At 31.5% G+C, this 17,419-nt stretch carries 20 protein-coding genes; 10 read left to right on the forward strand and 10 right to left on the reverse strand.

Going from position 1 to position 17,419, the window contains the following annotated elements:
* Positions 1-132: 132 nt before the first annotated feature.
* Both ACYX4H_RS02105 and ACYX4H_RS02110 read left to right on the forward strand, forming a co-directional pair.
* Entirely contained in the window at positions 133-627 is a 495-nt protein-coding gene (locus ACYX4H_RS02105; RefSeq protein ID WP_476237568.1) for an RNA polymerase sigma factor, read from the forward strand.
* A gap of 5 nt (positions 628-632) precedes the next feature.
* On the forward strand, positions 633-1,253 hold the full coding sequence (locus tag ACYX4H_RS02110) for a hypothetical protein (RefSeq protein ID WP_476237569.1): 621 nt from the start codon (positions 633-635) through the stop codon (positions 1,251-1,253).
* 54 nt (positions 1,254-1,307) lie between these two features.
* Here the strand turns inward: ACYX4H_RS02110 and ACYX4H_RS02115 are convergent, their stop codons facing one another.
* The 7 genes from ACYX4H_RS02115 to ACYX4H_RS02145 all read right to left on the reverse strand — a co-directional run bounded on the left by ACYX4H_RS02115 (position 1,308) and on the right by ACYX4H_RS02145 (position 7,176).
* The gene (locus ACYX4H_RS02115) at positions 1,308-1,889 is read right to left on the reverse strand and encodes a pseudouridine synthase (protein ID WP_476237570.1); all 582 of its coding nucleotides are present in this window, start codon (positions 1,887-1,889) and stop codon (positions 1,308-1,310) included.
* Complete coding sequence (locus tag ACYX4H_RS02120; RefSeq protein ID WP_476237571.1) at positions 1,889-4,180, reverse strand: type IA DNA topoisomerase; 2,292 nt, start codon at positions 4,178-4,180, stop codon at positions 1,889-1,891. The genes ACYX4H_RS02115 and ACYX4H_RS02120 overlap by 1 nt, the downstream gene beginning before the upstream one ends.
* A gap of 82 nt (positions 4,181-4,262) precedes the next feature.
* Complete coding sequence (locus ACYX4H_RS02125) at positions 4,263-4,838, reverse strand: 2OG-Fe(II) oxygenase (protein ID WP_476237572.1); 576 nt, start codon at positions 4,836-4,838, stop codon at positions 4,263-4,265.
* 127 nt (positions 4,839-4,965) lie between these two features.
* On the reverse strand, positions 4,966-5,424 hold the full coding sequence (locus ACYX4H_RS02130; protein WP_476237573.1) for a hypothetical protein: 459 nt from the start codon (positions 5,422-5,424) through the stop codon (positions 4,966-4,968).
* 9 nt (positions 5,425-5,433) lie between these two features.
* Positions 5,434-5,670: a hypothetical protein gene (locus tag ACYX4H_RS02135; RefSeq protein ID WP_476237574.1), complete on the reverse strand. Its 237-nt coding sequence runs from the start codon at positions 5,668-5,670 to the stop codon at positions 5,434-5,436.
* Positions 5,671-5,686: 16 nt separating this feature from the next.
* On the reverse strand, positions 5,687-6,484 hold the full coding sequence (locus tag ACYX4H_RS02140) for a lysophospholipid acyltransferase family protein (protein WP_475295540.1): 798 nt from the start codon (positions 6,482-6,484) through the stop codon (positions 5,687-5,689).
* A gap of 50 nt (positions 6,485-6,534) precedes the next feature.
* Complete coding sequence (locus tag ACYX4H_RS02145; protein WP_476237575.1) at positions 6,535-7,176, reverse strand: NUDIX hydrolase; 642 nt, start codon at positions 7,174-7,176, stop codon at positions 6,535-6,537.
* A gap of 17 nt (positions 7,177-7,193) precedes the next feature.
* On the opposite strand from ACYX4H_RS02145, the gene ACYX4H_RS02150 reads away from it, so the two are divergent.
* Complete coding sequence (locus ACYX4H_RS02150; protein ID WP_476237576.1) at positions 7,194-7,889, forward strand: peptidylprolyl isomerase; 696 nt, start codon at positions 7,194-7,196, stop codon at positions 7,887-7,889.
* Between the two features lie 74 nt (positions 7,890-7,963).
* Here ACYX4H_RS02150 and ACYX4H_RS02155 read toward each other — a convergent pair whose 3' ends face one another.
* Both ACYX4H_RS02155 and ACYX4H_RS02160 read right to left on the reverse strand, forming a co-directional pair.
* Positions 7,964-8,575 carry a trimeric intracellular cation channel family protein gene (locus ACYX4H_RS02155; protein ID WP_475295930.1) on the reverse strand — a complete coding sequence of 204 codons (612 nt, stop codon included), beginning with the start codon at positions 8,573-8,575 and terminating at the stop codon, positions 7,964-7,966.
* A gap of 135 nt (positions 8,576-8,710) precedes the next feature.
* Positions 8,711-9,457: an RDD family protein gene (locus ACYX4H_RS02160; RefSeq protein ID WP_476237577.1), complete on the reverse strand. Its 747-nt coding sequence runs from the start codon at positions 9,455-9,457 to the stop codon at positions 8,711-8,713.
* 90 nt (positions 9,458-9,547) lie between these two features.
* Here ACYX4H_RS02160 and ACYX4H_RS02165 point away from each other — a divergent pair, with 90 nt between their 5' ends.
* The 6 genes from ACYX4H_RS02165 to ACYX4H_RS02190 are packed head-to-tail and all read left to right on the forward strand — an operon-like array spanning position 9,548 to position 15,807.
* Positions 9,548-10,525, forward strand: coding sequence for a stage II sporulation protein M (locus tag ACYX4H_RS02165; RefSeq protein ID WP_476237578.1), 978 nt, complete (start codon positions 9,548-9,550; stop codon positions 10,523-10,525).
* On the forward strand, positions 10,512-11,453 hold the full coding sequence (locus tag ACYX4H_RS02170) for a hypothetical protein (protein ID WP_476237579.1): 942 nt from the start codon (positions 10,512-10,514) through the stop codon (positions 11,451-11,453). Before ACYX4H_RS02165 ends, ACYX4H_RS02170 begins: the two co-directional genes overlap by 14 nt.
* On the forward strand, positions 11,446-12,183 hold the full coding sequence (locus ACYX4H_RS02175; protein ID WP_476237580.1) for a DUF4129 domain-containing protein: 738 nt from the start codon (positions 11,446-11,448) through the stop codon (positions 12,181-12,183). Before ACYX4H_RS02170 ends, ACYX4H_RS02175 begins: the two co-directional genes overlap by 8 nt.
* A complete protein-coding gene (locus ACYX4H_RS02180; RefSeq protein WP_476237581.1) occupies positions 12,180-13,379 on the forward strand; it encodes a DUF4350 domain-containing protein in 1,200 nt (399 codons plus the stop codon). The genes ACYX4H_RS02175 and ACYX4H_RS02180 overlap by 4 nt, the downstream gene beginning before the upstream one ends.
* A 2-nt stretch (positions 13,380-13,381) precedes the next feature.
* On the forward strand, positions 13,382-14,446 hold the full coding sequence (locus ACYX4H_RS02185; RefSeq protein WP_476237582.1) for an AAA family ATPase: 1,065 nt from the start codon (positions 13,382-13,384) through the stop codon (positions 14,444-14,446).
* Positions 14,447-14,475: 29 nt separating this feature from the next.
* Positions 14,476-15,807: a DUF58 domain-containing protein gene (locus ACYX4H_RS02190; protein ID WP_476237583.1), complete on the forward strand. Its 1,332-nt coding sequence runs from the start codon at positions 14,476-14,478 to the stop codon at positions 15,805-15,807.
* 60 nt (positions 15,808-15,867) lie between these two features.
* Here ACYX4H_RS02190 and ACYX4H_RS02195 read toward each other — a convergent pair whose 3' ends face one another.
* Entirely contained in the window at positions 15,868-16,347 is a 480-nt protein-coding gene (locus tag ACYX4H_RS02195; RefSeq protein ID WP_476237584.1) for a Dps family protein, read from the reverse strand.
* A 104-nt stretch (positions 16,348-16,451) separates the two neighbouring features.
* Between ACYX4H_RS02195 and ACYX4H_RS02200 the strand changes: the two genes are divergently transcribed.
* Positions 16,452-17,390 (forward strand): LysR substrate-binding domain-containing protein, encoded by a 939-nt coding sequence (locus ACYX4H_RS02200; protein WP_475295550.1) that lies wholly within the window; start codon positions 16,452-16,454, stop codon positions 17,388-17,390.
* Positions 17,391-17,419: the final 29 nt, after the last annotated feature.

The following is a 17,419-nucleotide window of genomic DNA, read 5'->3' on the forward strand; positions in this document are numbered from 1 at the left end:
TTAAGAGTTTCTAAACTTTAAATAACCGAACTGTAAAATCTAATAGATGAATTGAAATTTTAATAGTATTTTCATCTTTTTTGTAACATTTTTAATTTTTAAGCTACCTATTGGTATAACCAAACCATCACATTGAAAAACGAACTAGAACAAAATTTTGTGGAACTGCTTGAAAAGCATCAAAACATCATACATAAAGTATGTAGGTTGTATACCAACAACTATGATGCTCATAATGATTTGTTCCAAGAAATAACCATTCAACTTTGGAAAGCCTACCCAAAGTTTCGTGGCGATGCAAAATTTAGTACCTGGATGTATAGAGTTGGCTTAAATACTGCCATTACCCTATACCGAAAGTCTAAAAGAACCATTAACACCCAAGATTTTGATGGTGTTGCTTTTAAAATAAAATCTGAAGATTATGATGATACCGAAGAACAACAATTAAAAGTACTTTACAAAGCAGTACACCAGCTTAACGATATTGAAAAAGCATTAGTTTTCTTGTATTTAGAAGACAAAGATTATAGAGAAATTAGCGAGACAATGGGAATTAGCGAGGTAAATGCCCGCGTGAAAATGAACAGAATTAAAAACAAGTTAAGAACCATTTTAAATCCGTAATAGCCATGGATGGATTAGATTTACTAAAAAAAGATTGGAATAAACAAGATACCCAAGCTACATTAAAAGCTAAAGATATCTTGCCAATGCTACATAAAAAATCATCTTCAATAGTAAAAACACTTTTTTACATTAGTATTGCAGAGTTAGTTTTCTGGATATTAGTTAACACTATACCTTATTTCACATCAGACACCTACAGATCTCAACTTGATAAAGTATATTCTGACGGTATCATGACAGGATTAAGCATTTTTAGCTATGCCGTAATTTTAGTTTTTATTTTTCTACTGTACAAAGCATACAAATCTATTTCTGTTACAGATAATGCCAGACGTTTAATGAAAAGCATTATAAATACCAGAAAAATTATAAAGTATTATGTTTTATATAACTTAATAATGGTTGCCGTTTCCTTTATTATAGGCTTTTATTATTCATCACATTATGATCCTAACGTTATGAAAGCCATTGAAAGCGCAGGTATGACGGTATATATTATTATAAGCGTTCTGGTTTCTGTTGTGTTTATAGTAATTATTTGGTTGTTTTACAGGCTTATTTATGGGCTACTTTTAAAACGCCTAAACAAAAATTATAACGAACTTAAAAAATTAGAAGTTTAATAATTTGGGCGTTCCCCTATCGGGTCGGGCTTTCCGCACTACACGGTAGTTGCTTCAATCCCTAACGCAAAGCTTAGGCAGTTCAATAACATCACCAACTTGCATGTTATTTAAGTGCATATTACCAACACGCACACGCACCAAACGCAAGGTTGGAAAACCCACCGCCGATGTCATTTTTCGTACTTGCCTAAACTTGCCTTCATTTAAAGTAACCGAAACCCAAGTAGTTGGCCCATGCCTAGCATCGCGTATTTTTTTTGAGCGCGTTGGTAAATTAGGCGTTTCATTTAAAACATAAACATCACAAGGTTTGGTTTTATATTTTTTACCGTTAAAACCAATTTCAATACCCTGTTTTAATTGCGCTATGGCTTCATTTGTTATGGCGCCATCAACTAAGGCATAATATTGCTTATCTACTTTTTGGCTGTTAATGTAATCACTCATTTTACCATTGGTAGTAAGAAGTAGCAAACCTTCAGATTTTTCATCTAACCTACCAATGGCCATGATTCCTTCAGGAAAATTATATAATTCACCTAAAAATTTCTTTTTTTGCTGCTTAGAGTCGTTACTCATAAACTGACTTAAAAATCCGTAGGGCTTATAAATAATAAAATGGCGGTGAGACATTAAAAATTCTCCTTTAAAATATTATAAACAAGTGCCTTTGTTGGTGTTTGCCCGTTAATTTTAGCTTTAACGGTTTCAAAAGTTACCTTAAAATTGCAACCTGTTTTATAGTTACTACAACCATAAGCTGTTTTACCTTTTATAATGGTACCCTTATTACACTTTGGGCAAATGTTATCTGCTTGTTTTATTTTAACCGTAGCGTTTTTTGGTTCTAACTTCACATTAAAATTATCATCAAAACGCAATAAACCTTCAACAGTTCCTGTTTCAGTTTTAAAACCTTTTAAATTAACAGTGCATCCTTTTTCTAAGAGCCTTATAAATTGTTTTTCAGATATTTTTTTATTGTGAATTTTAAACGGCAATGTAAAACTACAACCGTTTTTATAGTTACTGCAACCGTAAGCTGTTTTGCCTTTTAACAAATTGCCTTGTTTACATTTTGGACAGGCAATAGCGGTTATTCCTGCATCTTTTTTAGCTTCGGCTTTAGCTTTATTTTTTTTAACGTTAGCCTCATATGATATATTAGCACGCTTGGTTTCAGTTCTAACCTCATACACCAAAGCATCAACCATACGCTTCATATTATTTATAAATGCGCCCGCACTAAAATGGCCTTTTTCAATATCTTTTAATTGCTTTTCCCAACGCCCTGTTAATTCAGCCGATTTTAATAAATCATTTTGAATAGTATCAATAAGTTGAATACCCGTTTGTGTGGGCAAAACCTGTTTTTTGTTGCGCTTTATATACTTTCTTTTAAAAAGTGTTTCAATAATATTTGCCCGCGTTGATGGGCGCCCAATACCGTTTTCTTTCATTAAATCGCGCATTTCATCATCATCAACTTGTTTACCCGCGGTTTCCATGGCGCGTAACAATGATGCTTCAGTAAATTGGTTTGGTGGTTTGGTTTCTTTTTCTAAAAAACTTGGTTCATGCGGTCCTTTTTCGCCTTTTGTAAATGTTGGCAACACGCCTGTTTCTTTTTCTTTAGCATTTGGGTTTATAAATACTTCGCGCCAACCTTTACTTAAAATTTCTTTACCTGTAGTTTTAAACAAAACATCGGCCGCTTTACCAGTAACGGTGGTATTTGCCACATTACAATCTGGATAAAAAACTGCAATAAAACGTTTAGTAATAATATCATACACTTGCTGCTGTGCAGGTTGCAACCTACCTTGAATACCTGTTGGAATTATAGCGTGGTGATCTGTTACTTTTTTGTCATTAAAAACCCTGCTAGACTTTTTAATTTTTTTTCCTAACAAAGGTGCTACTAATGCAGCGTAATTAGTAAGTTTTTTTAGAATACCTTCAACTTTTGGATAAATGTCTGTTGGTAAAAAAGTGGTATCAACCCTTGGGTATGTAACTACTTTTTGCTCATATAAACTTTGCGCTATTTTTAAAGTTTCCTCTGCCGAAAATCCAAATTTAGTATTACAATATACTTGTAAGCCTGTTAAATCAAACAATTTTGGTGCATACTCTTTTCCTTTCTTTTTAGCAATTGAAACAATTTCAAAATCGCTTTCTTTTACTTTATCGGCTAAAACTTGGCCAGCTTCTTTTTTAAAAAAACGACCTTCTTCATAACTAAAAAGCGTATCTCTATATTTGGTTTGAAGCTCCCAATATGGTTGTGGTTTAAAATTTTCAATATCTCTAAACCTATTTACAACCATGGCTAGTGTTGGTGTTTGAACACGCCCAACCGAAAGTACTTGTTTATAACCACCATGTTTTACGGTGTACAATCTGGTGGCGTTTATGCCCAAAAGCCAATCTCCAATAGCACGCGAAAAACCAGCATAGTATAAATTATCATAATTTGTGGCTGGTTTAAGGTTTTCAAAACCTTCTTTTATAGCCTCGGTGGTTAATGATGAAATCCATAAACGTTTTACTTCACCTTGGTAATTAGCCTCATTCATTACCCAACGTTGAATGAGTTCTCCTTCTTGCCCTGCATCGCCACAGTTTATAACAACATTGGCCTTTTCAAATAAACTTTTTACAATTTTAAATTGCTTTTGAATGCCAGAGTTTGCTACAACTTTAACTTCAAATTTATCGGGAAGCATTGGTAAATTATTCAAATCCCAGCTTTTCCAGTAAGGTTTATAATCTACAGGTTCTTTTAAAGTACATAAATGCCCAAACGTATAAGTTACCGCATAGCCATTACCTTCAAAATAGCCATCGTGCTTAGTTTTAGCTCCTAAAACAGCCGCTATTTCTCTGGCAACACTTGGTTTTTCTGCTATACAAACTGTCATTTACGTTTATTAAATTTTAACAACGCAAAATAGGCATTTATGTGTTTTTAATAAAACAGTTTTGTTATGATTTATTAACCGCTTATACTCTATTTTTTAACCAACCTGTTACACTTAATCTAGTAATGTTACTTGTTAGCACCTCGTGTGGCAGTGTACTTTTAAAAAAAACAAGCCTACCAGGTAATGGCTGCACTTTGGTAGCTGTATTATTGTTAGCGTATAGCAGTAGCTCGCCACCATCGCCTTCACTCCACGTTTCTGTTAAATATAAAACTACTGAAAATTGCCTGCTGTCATCATTAACAAACTGATCTACGTGTTTTTTATAAAACGAACCTTGTTGATAAACCGCATGATGAAACTCAAATGATTTTAAGCCCGCCATACAGGTTTTATTTAAATATTGCACAAAATGTTCAATTTGATTTAAAAATGCTTTTTCATTGTCATCGGCTTTTGAAGTTTCTAACCAATGAATTTGATCATTTCTAATTCTTTTTGCAGTTTGAACATTATCTTTATTACCAATACCCGCTACACGAAAATTATCATTTTGATAACGTGTTAGAAGTGATTTTCGGAGACCATTTAGTTGTTCTGCTGTCAACCAATTGTCTACGGATTCAAAACCTTTATCCAAAAGGCCTTGAATCAATGTTTCATATGTACTAAACACAATTTACCCTTGCGTAAACCATGAATTTTTCAAAGGCGCGCAAAAGTAAATTATTTTACAATTACTTGTGTTTTTTTAGATTATTTTTTTGAAGAATTTTTAAAACCTATAAAGTTTCTTTCCAAGGTTTTACAAAAAAGCCAGCCAGTTTACCTTTTAAATTGAAAACAGCTCTAACTTCTATATCAGAATTTGAAGTAAAAACGCCTTTAAACCTGTATATTTTATAAGGGTTTGCTACATTGCCTTCAAACATTGATTCAAAATTTAAACCAACATAATCGCCTACCGAAGCTTTGATACGCTGGTAGGTTGTTTTTTGAAGACTTTCATTTAAACCACTAACCATATCTGGAGTTGCTTCGCTTTCATGTAAGCTATAAAAACTGCCTGTTTTTTGTGCAGTAAGTATTTTATTTGATAATTCTTTGGCATACAAAACATCAATAATATCAACTTTTGATGTTTCAACTTTTGTGAAGTTAGAATGTTCACCAAGTTTATTTTGGCAATTAACCAACATAACAAATGTTAGCAGAAATAAAAGGCGTGAAATTTGTTTCATGCCTACAAGTTAGGCATTATAAACTTGACCTCTATGTGGTTTTAACGCATTTCTTACCTGTGGCATATTAGTTTCTGAAACTACTAAAAATGCCAGCGTATGCATGTCATTTATGGTTTCAACACCAGTAATTTTATATTCTAAATTTTCGGCAATAGCATATTCTTTCAAATGAATTTCATGATGGCGAGCTGTATTTTCAGCAGCAGGCCCTCTAAAATCCCAAATAAGCTTAAGTGTTTTCATCTTCAAATATTAAAAATTACCATTCTCTAAGTTTATTTAACTCTTCTTGTTCTTTAATTTGTTGCGGTGTTAACACTTTTAAAAATGATGGATGCTGCTCAATGGCATACTCAATTTTACTAACAATATCTTGGGTTGTTTCGTTATCGTAATCAATTTCCAATGGTGCTTTAATTTCCATTGTTTGTAAAATATTTTTCTTTTTAATTCTTAAGCCTTTTTTATCAAATGACCGCCTAAAACCATCAATAACTATAGGTACAACAATAGGTTTATAGCGCTTTATAATATGTGCAGTACCTTTTCTAATAGGCTTAAAAGGTGTGGTTGTACCTTGAGGAAATGTTATTACCCAACCATCATCTAAAGCTTTTCCTATATTTGAAATATCACTCATGCGTACTTGCCTGTTTACGTTTTGTCCTGCAGAACGCCATGTACGTTCAATGCTAACAGAACCTACGTATGCTAAAATTTTAGGTAGTAAACCAGCTTTCATGGTTTCTTTAGCTGCCACATAATAAATATTAAGTTTGGGATTCCAAAGATATCCTACATTTTTTATAGAATCTACCCTACCGCTTAAACTGGCGTTAAACACATGAAACATAGCTACAACATCAGCAAAATATGTTTGGTGGTTTGATATAAACAGTACGTTTTTATCGGGTAAATTTTTAATAATTTCAGACCCTTCAATTTGTAATTCATTAAACCCACGAAAACGCCTGTGAGTTATGGTGCCCAAAATTCTTATGAGCCATTTTTTTAAAAATAATATATGTCCGAAAGGATTTTTTTTGAATAATCCCATGAAATTTAGTTTCTGCTTGGTTTTGCTACAAATGTAATAAAACTAAGCTATTAGAGTAGCGCCTTTAATATATCTTTAATTTCGCTAAGCATCATTGCTGTAGCACCCCAAACGGTATAACCATTTAATTTAAATGCAGGCACCTCAACCTCAACACTATATGATGTTTTAACTTTTTTTACAACTTGAACTGTTTCATCTAAAAAATGGTTAACATCAACCTCTATAATGCGTTCAACTTCAGCTTCTTCTTTAATAAAAACAGGTGTTTTTTTTGTAATTGCTATAAAAGGTTGTACGTTAAAATTACTTGGAGGAATGTAAACTTGCGAGATTTTTTTAACTATTTCAACTTGGTTTGTGGGCACACCAATTTCTTCAAACGTTTCTCTTAGTGCTGTATCTTTTAAGGATGTGTCTTGTGGCTCTAATTTACCACCAGGAAAAGCCACTTGGGCAGAATGAACACCTTTATAGGTTTTTCTTAAAATTAAAACGAATTTAGTTTGGTTTGAAAAATCTGGATAAAACAAAGCCAAAACACCTGCCTTTTTAGGGTTTTTCATGGCTTTTTTTTGTGCCTGCATTAATTGCTTTCTAAAAGGAGGCACCATTTTAAGTTGCGATGTTTCGGCTGGCAATGGTATATTTTCTATTTTTGAAATAGATTTTAAAAACTCATCATAATTCATATTCTATGCGCTATGTAATGCTTTTTTTTGCGTTTATTCTTTTTTTTAATTGTGAAGATAAACAAAAGAAAACTACAACTAAAACATTAAAAACAGTTAACACAGAGAAAACAGACATTAATACTGATACAGTTACAGAAACTGAACCTAACAGACCGTTTCCTAAATTAAACTCTAAAAGCGCTATGGAGTTTTTTTTAAAGTACAACGACATTCACAAAGAAAATAAGGTGCGCATTTTTACAGATTTTGGCACTATTGATATTTTACTTTTTGATGAAACCCGTTTTCACCGTTCAAATTTCATTTTTTTAACAAAACAGCAGTATTTTACAAACACACAATTTTATCGTGTAGTGCCCAATTTTATAATTCAAGGTGGTAATAGTGATGATGTTAAAACTTCAAAAAAACGTGCTTATATTGGTAAATATTTGTTACCACCAGATACTAAAAGAGGTTTTAAACATCACCGTGGTGTTGTATCAATGCCTAGTAGCGAAATTGAAAATCCGCATAAATTGGCATCTCCTTACGAATTTTTTATTGTACAACAACAAGGCGGCGCTTACCATTTAGATGGTGATTATACCGTTTTTGGAAAAGTAATTAACGGCATGGATGTAGTTGATAAAATAGCCAATGTTGAAACAGATGATGGTGAATGGCCTATGAAAAATGTTTACATAAGAAAAGTAGAAATTATTGATTAGTTGTTGGTTTAAACTACGCTTTTAAAAGGCTTTCTTTTTGTAAAACTTCAACTTTCAACTTTAAAATCATCAAACTAAAACTCTGTTTTATAAATATTTGGCAGTGAAATTTTAAACCTAACAGCTAATAACCTAGTTACAATAATTACGGCTGCTGAAACCATGTAAACTATGTTATTATCAATATTAAAATTATCTAATAGAAAATACACAAAACCTCCTAAAATACAGGTAGTAGCGTAAATGGTTTCGCGCCTAAAAATAATAGGTATTTCGTTACACAAAATATCTCTAATTACGCCGCCAAAACTAGCTGTCATGGTACCTAAAGCTACACAAATTAACGGGTGTAAACCTTCTTGTAAACCCTTTTCAATACCAATTAAGGTATACAAACCAATACCAATGGTATCAAACAAAAACAATGATTTACGTAAATAATTTAAGCGTTTTCTAAAAATAATTGCAAAAATAGTTGAGAAGATAATAACGTAAGCATAGCTTATATCTACCATCCAAAAAACAGGTGTACTTCCTATTAAAACATCGCGCAAGGTACCGCCACCAACAGCTGTTACAAAGGCAATAATTAAAATACCAAAAGCATCCATTCGTTTTTCAAAAGCTATTAAAACTCCAGAAATTGCAAATGCAATGGTACCCAAAATATTTATAATGTAAAACATGCTCATTTTTTCAATATTTAAATTGTGATTTTGTCTTTTTAACTGGCTGTGTTATACGAAATACCAAAGACTTTTAGACGTGCCACGAGTATGCAAAACAACATAATTTTACACACTTTTTCAAATAATGATGGTTTACATATTTTGTGTGTAGTAATTGTAATCTTTCAAAATAACATCAATAAACTCAATATCGGTTTTTTGTTTCACCTCTTTAATATCTACAACCTCAATAAGTTTGTTTCGTAGTTTTATTAACGTTGGATAATCTTTTGATGCTTTTGCGGTAGTAAATGTATCTTTAATTATACGCGCATCATTGTCCGATAATTTAATTACGTTGGGGTATGATGGTGTATAATTTTCTTTTAAATCTTCTAAAATAGTATGACTAATATTTACATTGTTTTTTAAGGCTATAACGGCAGTTCCTGCAGTTATATCACCCAAACGCTGATTTTTTTTACTTGTTACAATAGCAATTAATGCTACTATACCGCTGGCTATGTTTAAATCTATAATTCTGAAAAACCATCTTACAACAAAATCGGCTAATGAGGCTTGGTAACCATCAATTTTAACTACTTTAATTTTAAGCACACGTTTTCCTGGTGTTTGTCCGTCTAATAAAGTTTCAAATATTAACGAATAAAAAATTACAGGCAAGTAAAAAGACACGTAAATAGCGGCTTGAGACCACCTGTCCATACCAAAAACTAAATCTTCTACTCTAAGTAAATTAAACACTATTTGGTAGGTAACAATTATGTACGCTATTTTAATTACCCAATCAACTAAATAAGCCAAAAGGCGTTCACCAACACTAGCAGCAGTAAAATTAATATTTACATTTTGTGTGGTATTTATTTGTAATTGAGCCATTAAAAAGTATTATTTTTCTTTTACAAATCTATTGTAAATTATTGTAAGATATGAAGTACTTTAATAAAATTTTATGTAGCTTTGATTTTAATGAGAGAAGTTGCCTTTATTAAACAAAATAAAGAAAAATGGCTGAATTTTGAAAAAGCTATTTTTGGAAAAAACCTAAAAAACCCTGACGAACTTGCTTCACTTTACATACATTTAGTAAATGATCTCTCGTATGCGCAAACCTATTACCCTAAAAGTAAAACAATACTTTACCTTAACAACTTAGCCGCTAAGGCGTTTCAAAAAATTTATAAAACAAAACGGCAAGATACCAACCGTTTTGTGCATTTTTGGAAAATTGAAGCACCTTTAATTGTATATGAATACAGACGTTATGTACTTTATGCCTTTATTATATTTTTTAGTTTTGCTGCTATTGGTGCACTTTCTGCAGCTTATGATGATACGTTTGTTAGACTCATTTTGGGTGACCACTATGTAAACATGACGTTAGAAAATATTGAAAAAGGAGACCCCGTAGCGGTTTATAAAAGTGGCAGCAACTGGGGTAGCGCCTTTGGTATTACTTTAAACAATTTATATGTTGGCATTTGCTCTTTTGTATTTGGTGCCGCTGGCGGTTTAGGCACTGGTTATTACATGCTTAACAATGGTATTATGTTAGGCGCTTTTCAGTTTATGTTTTACAAACATGGCGTACTTTGGGAAAGCGTTAGAGGTATTTGGATTCATGGAGCCATGGAAATTTTTGCTATAGTTATTGAAGCTGCCGCTGGTTTAGCGTTGGGTGCTAGTATACTTTTTCCTAAAACATATTCTAGAATAACATCATTTAAAATGGGCGTAAAAGATGGGGTTAAAATATTAATTAGCACATTTCCTTTTACCATTGCAGCAGGCATTTTAGAAGGGTATGTTACCCGCTATTCTAACACCATGCCTAATTGGTTATCGGTTGGTATTATATTAACATCCTTAAGTATTATTTCATTTTACTACTTAATTTACCCATTCATTTTACATAAAAAACTAAAAAACAAACATGCAATTATATAAATCTAGAGGATTTAGTGATTTTTTTCAAGATACCTTTAGTTTTTTAAAACTAAACGGGAAACATTTTTTTAAACACTATTTTATTACAAACGGTATTTTTTTAATTCTGCTGCTAATAATTGGCTATTTTTTTACGCAGTTTTATTCAGATTTTATTTTTAGCGGTTTATCAAACCAACAAAACCCGGGCGCTTTAGATGGTTATATGAATGAGAACTTACCCATGTTTGTTATTTTAGTAATATTATTTTGCATTGTTGGTTTAATTTCGGCCATTATTTCATATTCTTATACACCAATTTACCTGCAACTTTACAATACGCATGGTAGTAATAACTTTGATACCAAAGCTATAATTACTAGCTATAAAAAAAATATTGGCAAACTATTAACCTTTATAGTTTGTGGTATTTTAATGGGTATTCCGTTACTAATTGTATTTTTCATTTGTGCTCTTGTACTTATAATAACAATTATAGGTTTTTTAGCATTACCCTTACTAATAGGCGCTTTTGCTTTGTTTTATTATATGGCGTTATCTGAATATTTAGAAAACAAAAAAGGCATTTGGGATTGCTTTGGGTATGCGTGGTCTTTATTAACATCAAAATTTTGGGCGGCCGTTGGTTGTGTTGGTATTTTTTACTTAATAAGCTATGCTTTGCAGTATATTATTCAATTAATAACGTCAATATTTACTATGGGTGGTTTGTTTATAAATCCAACATCGGCAACTGTAAACCCTACTGATGTTTCCAATAGTATGTCTGTTTTCATGATTGTAACATTCTTTTTATCATTTGCATTAAGCACTATTTTAGGTAGCATTTTACTGCTTAATCAAGGTATTGTTTTTTATAGTTTGAAAGAAGACAAAGAACATATAAACACAAAAGATATTATAGATCAAATTGGTGCAGGTGCATAAAAAGCTTTTTTTACATATTATTTTATTTTTTATAGGAATAACAGCATTTGCTAATAATAACTTACCGGCAAACGACAGTTTAAACGTTGATACTTCAACAGTTATAAAACCTAAAAGTTTAGATAATTTAACCGAAACCTATAACACCGAAGATTTTATTTATGAACATGATATTGATAAAGCTGGCTGGTGGATGCGTTTTAAACAATGGTTGAATGATTTCTTTTCAGATCTTTTCAACCTAACAAATCAAGGGCAAGCATCAAAAGCCACAGATATTGCTATAAATATTGCCGGTGTAATTATATTTTTACTAGTAATTTACTTCATTTTTAAAGCTATTATAAACAAAGAAGGTACTTGGGTTTTTGGTAAATCGTCTGATAAAAGCATTATTCCTGTTACTGATGTTGAAACCAACATTCATGTAACCGATTTTAATGCACTTATTAATGAAGCCGAAACCAATAACAATTACCGTTTAGCCATTAGGTATTACTATTTATGGCTTTTAAAACAACTTACTGAAGCTGCTATTATTGAATATGATGTTGAAAAAACAAACAGCGATTACCAAAACGAAATTACTAAAGCCAACATAAAAAAAGAGTTTGCCTACACATCATACTTATACAACTACATTTGGTACGGCGAGTTTAATGTAACCGCTACAGAATTTGACCAAGCCAAACATGCTTTTTCTAACTTTTTAAATAGTTTAAAAGCATGAATAAAACTATAAAAATATACCTTGTTGTTTTAATTGTGCTTTTTGCTGGTGTTATTTTTATTGACATCACAAAGCCAAAACCTGTAGATTGGAGTGCTACTTATAACGAAGAAGACAAAATACCTTATGGCACATATATTTTACACAATGAATTAAAAACGCTATTTCCAAATAGTGCATTAAAAAACATAAAAACCACGCCTTACCAGTACTTCAACCCCAGTTTCAATACCACAGACAGTGTTTACACTAAAACTGGCACCTATATTCAAATAAAAAACTTTTCGCAAGTAGATGATATATCTGCACAAGAACTTTTAGATTTTGCATTACATGGCAACACAGTTTTTATTTCATCAAACTATCCACCACAAAAAATATTAGATTCACTATCTATTAAAGTAAAAAACCATTACAATTTTAAAGGTAAAGCCACTTTAAGTTTCTCAAACAAATACTTAAAAAACGATTCTATTACCATTAAAAAAGGCCTTAGCAACTACTATTTTTCAAAATTGGACAAAGAAAATACCACGGTTTTGGGCTACCAAAAATTTGATAGTATTAATAGAATTAACTACGTTAAAATAGCACACGGTAAAGGCCAAGTTTTTATTCATTTACAACCTGTTGTATTTACAAACTATCATTTACTAAAAAATAATAATAGTAAATATGCCGCGGGTATTTTAAGTTATTTGCAAACACCTAAAACTTTGTTTTATGATTCGCCTAATAAAGTTGGCGCTAATTTAAGCAGTTCGCCCATGCGTTTTATTTTAAGCAAACCAGCATTAAGAAGCGCTTGGTATTTAGCATTAATTACACTTATTTTATTCATGATTTTTAATGCAAAACGCAGGCAACGCATTGTAAAAGTTATAAAACCTTTAGAAAATTCTACCGTTGAATTCACCAAAACAATTGGTAATTTATATTATGAAACTAAAGACCATAACACCATAATTGATAAAAAAACAACGTATTTTTTTGAACATATAAGACGAAAATATTTATTAAGCACCGAAGTTTTAGACGATAAATTTGTTAAAAACCTAAGCTTAAAAACCAATAAGCCAAAAGATAAAATTGCGCCGCTTATTACATTAATTTTAAATTTAAAAGCCAAGAACCTTTGTAACGAAGCCGATTTATTAGCGCTTAACAAAGCTATTGAAGATTTTTATACCGCATAATTATGGAGGACACTAACAACCCAGAAAACCAAGATTTACAATCAAACAACAAACAAGAAGCGTTTGAACAAACACCTTCAAACAACACCAATGGCGATTTGGCCTTTAAAAACCGTATAGATTTAACAGAGTTACAAGAAGGCATAAACCTTATAAAAGCTGAAATTAGCAAAGTAATTGTAGGGCAAAAAGGCATGATAGATCTTTTAATTGCTTCAATTTTAGCCAATGGTCACTCGTTAATAGAAGGCGTTCCTGGTGTTGCCAAAACAATTTCAGCTAAATTATTGGCAAAATCGTTAGACATTGGTTTTAGTCGTATTCAATTCACACCAGATTTAATGCCAAGTGATATTTTAGGTACATCGGTATTCAATGTAAAATCTTCAGAATTTGAATTTAAAAAAGGGCCTATTTTTTCAAACATGATTTTAATTGATGAAATAAACCGTGCGCCCGCAAAAACTCAAGCTGCACTTTTTGAGGTTATGGAAGAACGCCAAATAACTATTGATGGCAACAAATTTATAATGGATTTACCTTTTATTGTGTTAGCAACCCAAAACCCAGTTGAACAAGAAGGCACATACCGCCTACCCGAAGCTCAACTAGACCGTTTTTTGTTTAAAATTGATATTGATTACCCTAATTTAGATGAAGAAATTGAAATTATTAACAGAGAACAAAACTTGCAAGGTAGCACTAAAACCGATAAAGTAACAGCACATTTAAACCAAACACAAATAGCAAAATTTCAAGATTTAGTAAACCAAATTATAATAGAATCACATTTAGTAAAATACATTGCAAACATAATTGTAAACACCAGAAACAATGCCTTTTTATATTTGGGTGCCTCACCAAGAGCATCTATTGCTATTTTGAAAGCAAGTAAAGCCTTTGCAGCTATGAATGGTAGAGATTTTGTAACACCCGAAGACATTAAACAAGCTGCCATACCCGTTTTACAACACCGCGTTATTGTAACACCTGAACGCGAAATGGAAGGCGTTACAACCAAACAAATTATAAAACAAATTATTGAAACGGTTGAAATACCCAGATAACTTTTAACTTTTAACTTTTAACAAGATTAGTGAAACGCCTAAAATCATTTTACATACAAAACCGTTTATTTTATGCCTGTATTGGTATTATGATACTATTTATAATAAGTTTTGTATTTCCTGTTTGGTTTAACACTGTTAGGCTTTTACTACTTATTTTAGTTGCTTTAGCGCTACTAGACACCTTGTTTTTATACACCACTAAAAAAGGCGTTTTTGGTGAAAGAATAGTGCCCGAAAAATTATCAAACGGTGATGAAAACCCCATTCAATTAAACATACAAAACTTTTATACGGTTCCTGTTTTTGTTAGGATTATTGATGAAGTGCCCGAACAATTTCAACTTAGAAATTTTAAAATAGACCGAAAATTAGCGCCCACTAGCAGGACAACTTTAGAATACCAATTACGCCCTACTGAACGTGGTGAATACCACTTTGGCAAGCTTAATATTTATGTAAACTCGGTTTTTGGCTTGGTTGCACGTCGTTTTACTTTTAACGATGGCGTAATGGTACCAAATTACCCCAGTTTTATACAGTTACGCAAGTATAATTTACTGGCTATAAGCAATAACCTATCACAATATGGTATAAAAAAAGTGCGCAAACTTGGGCACACCATGGAGTTTGAACAAATAAAAGAATACGTTTTAGGTGATGATTTACGCACCATAAACTGGAAAGCAACAGCTAAAAAAAATCAGTTAATGGTAAATCAATTTCAAGATGAAAAATCGCAACCTATTTATTCGGTTATTGATAAAGGTAGGGTTATGAAAATGCCTTTTAATGGCTTATCGCTTTTAGATTATGCTGTTAACGCAGCTTTAGTTATATCAAACGTAGCATTAAAAAAACAAGATAAAGCTGGTATTTTTTCGTTTTCAAAAAAAGTTGAAAACAGAGTTGTTGCAGAGCGAAGAACCTCACAAATGAATTTAATTTTAGAAGCGCTATATAACGTAAACACTAATTTTTTTGAAAGTGATTTTGGGCGTTTATATGCAGATATTAAACGCAATATAACACACCGTAGCTTAATTTTATTATACACAAATTTTGAAACCTTAGATGGACTACATAGGCAACTACCGTATTTAAAAGGTATTGCAAAAAGTCATTTATTAGTAGTTATATTTTTTAAAAACACAGAACTTAATAGATTAATACACAACAAAGCCGAAACTGTTCAACAAGCTTATGACAAAGTAATTGCTGAAAAGTTTGCCTTTGAAAAACGTCTTATTGTAAACGAATTAAAAAAATACGGCATTTACTCAATTCTTACTACTCCCGAAAATTTAACTATTGATACTATAAACAAATACTTAGAAATAAAAGCTAGAGGTTTATTATAAAAAAAGGCTTTTTTAACTAATAGGTTAAAAAAGCCTTTGCTATTAATCAAACCAAACTAACTATACATCTTCGTTTAACCATGCTTTCATCATCCACACGGTTTTTTCTTGTTCGGTAATAAAATCACTCATCATACTATTTGTTCCTTCATCATTAGCATCACCAGCTTTTTCTAGTATGTTTCTTTCTAATTCTAATAATTCTTTTAAAGAATCTACAATTAATCTAACAGCTTTAACATCTTCAGATATATTTTTACCAACCGGTACTTTTGCTGCTGCCGTATAATCTTCAAAAGTATGCAAAGGTGTTTCACCTAAAGTTAAAATACGTTCTGCAATTTCATCAACTTTAGCGTTTGCATCGGTATAAAGCTCTTCAAATTTCTCATGTAAATTAAAAAAAGCTTTCCCTTTAATATTCCAATGAATACCTCTTAAATTTTGATAATAAATTTGAAAATTAGCTAATAAACCATTTAAATCGTTTGCTAATTCTACTGTTTTTTTGCTGTCTAATCCTATACTATTTGTTTTCATTGTAATATCGTTTTTTTGTTACAACAAATTTAATTTATAATTAACGTAATTTATTATAAATAATATTGATAGTTTTTATATTTTTATAATCTAAATTGATTAAAATGACTATCACACAACTATATTACGTTTTGGCGGTTGCCGAACATCAAAACTTTACAAAAGCAGCAGAAAAATGTTTTGTAACACAACCAACATTAAGTATGCAAATTCAAAAGTTAGAAGATGAACTTGATATTCAAATTTTTGATAGAAGTAAAAAACCTATTGAGCTTACTGAAGTTGGTAAAAAAATAGTAACACAAGCCAGAAACATAGTAAACGAATCTTACAGAATACAAGATATTGTAGACCAACAAAAAGGATTTATTGGTGGCGAATTTAAATTAGGCATAATACCAACTATAATGCCTACTTTACTGCCCATGTTTTTAAAAACTTTTATAAAAAAACACCCAAAAGTAAAGCTTAAAATTGAAGAGTTAACTACTGAAGAAATAATGAGCCGCATTAAAGATGGCCATTTAGATGCTGCCATTGCCGCAACACCTTTAGAAGATGAAAACATAAAAGAACGCCCACTTTACTACGAACCTTTTGTAAGTTACATACCAAAAAACCACAGGCTATACGGACAAAAAACCATTGCTACTAGCGATTTAGAAATTGAAGACATGCTACTACTTGAAGACGGGCATTGTTTTAGAGATGGTGTTATAAACCTATGCAAAATATTTAAAAACCATGAAGATGATAAATTTCAATTAGAAAGTGGTAGTATTGAAACACTTATAAAATTATCAAACGAAGGTTTAGGCATGACACTTTTGCCCTATTTACATACCTTAGATATAAACGACAAAGAAAAAAACAACTTACACTATTTTAATGAACCACCACCAGCTAGAGAGGTGAGTTTAATTTACCATAAAAGCGAACTTAAAATGCAAATTATTGAAGCCCTACAAGATGTAATTGCAGGTATAGTTAGAGGCGCTATAGCGTTTCAGGATGTAAAAATTATTAGTCCGTTACCTAAATAACAAAATAGCTGCTTAACAATAAGTGTATT

The sequence above is a fragment of the Seonamhaeicola sp. ABD4_340 genome (genome assembly GCF_056312135.1).

Coding starts and splice junctions, on each gene's coding strand:
- ACYX4H_RS02110 (WP_476237569.1), top strand. CDS start 633: ATGGATGGATTAGATTTACTAAAAAAAGATTGGAATAAACAAGATACC.
- ACYX4H_RS02115 (WP_476237570.1), bottom strand. CDS start 1,889: ATGTCTCACCGCCATTTTATTATTTATAAGCCCTACGGATTTTTAAGT.
- ACYX4H_RS02120 (WP_476237571.1), bottom strand. CDS start 4,180: ATGACAGTTTGTATAGCAGAAAAACCAAGTGTTGCCAGAGAAATAGCG.
- ACYX4H_RS02130 (WP_476237573.1), bottom strand. CDS start 5,424: ATGAAACAAATTTCACGCCTTTTATTTCTGCTAACATTTGTTATGTTG.
- ACYX4H_RS02135 (WP_476237574.1), bottom strand. CDS start 5,670: ATGAAAACACTTAAGCTTATTTGGGATTTTAGAGGGCCTGCTGCTGAA.
- ACYX4H_RS02140 (WP_475295540.1), bottom strand. CDS start 6,484: ATGGGATTATTCAAAAAAAATCCTTTCGGACATATATTATTTTTAAAA.
- ACYX4H_RS02145 (WP_476237575.1), bottom strand. CDS start 7,176: ATGAATTATGATGAGTTTTTAAAATCTATTTCAAAAATAGAAAATATA.
- ACYX4H_RS02150 (WP_476237576.1), top strand. CDS start 7,194: ATGCTTTTTTTTGCGTTTATTCTTTTTTTTAATTGTGAAGATAAACAA.
- ACYX4H_RS02155 (WP_475295930.1), bottom strand. CDS start 8,575: ATGTTTTACATTATAAATATTTTGGGTACCATTGCATTTGCAATTTCT.
- ACYX4H_RS02160 (WP_476237577.1), bottom strand. CDS start 9,457: ATGGCTCAATTACAAATAAATACCACACAAAATGTAAATATTAATTTT.
- ACYX4H_RS02165 (WP_476237578.1), top strand. CDS start 9,548: ATGAGAGAAGTTGCCTTTATTAAACAAAATAAAGAAAAATGGCTGAAT.
- ACYX4H_RS02170 (WP_476237579.1), top strand. CDS start 10,512: ATGCAATTATATAAATCTAGAGGATTTAGTGATTTTTTTCAAGATACC.
- ACYX4H_RS02180 (WP_476237581.1), top strand. CDS start 12,180: ATGAATAAAACTATAAAAATATACCTTGTTGTTTTAATTGTGCTTTTT.
- ACYX4H_RS02185 (WP_476237582.1), top strand. CDS start 13,382: ATGGAGGACACTAACAACCCAGAAAACCAAGATTTACAATCAAACAAC.
- ACYX4H_RS02195 (WP_476237584.1), bottom strand. CDS start 16,347: ATGAAAACAAATAGTATAGGATTAGACAGCAAAAAAACAGTAGAATTA.
- ACYX4H_RS02200 (WP_475295550.1), top strand. CDS start 16,452: ATGACTATCACACAACTATATTACGTTTTGGCGGTTGCCGAACATCAA.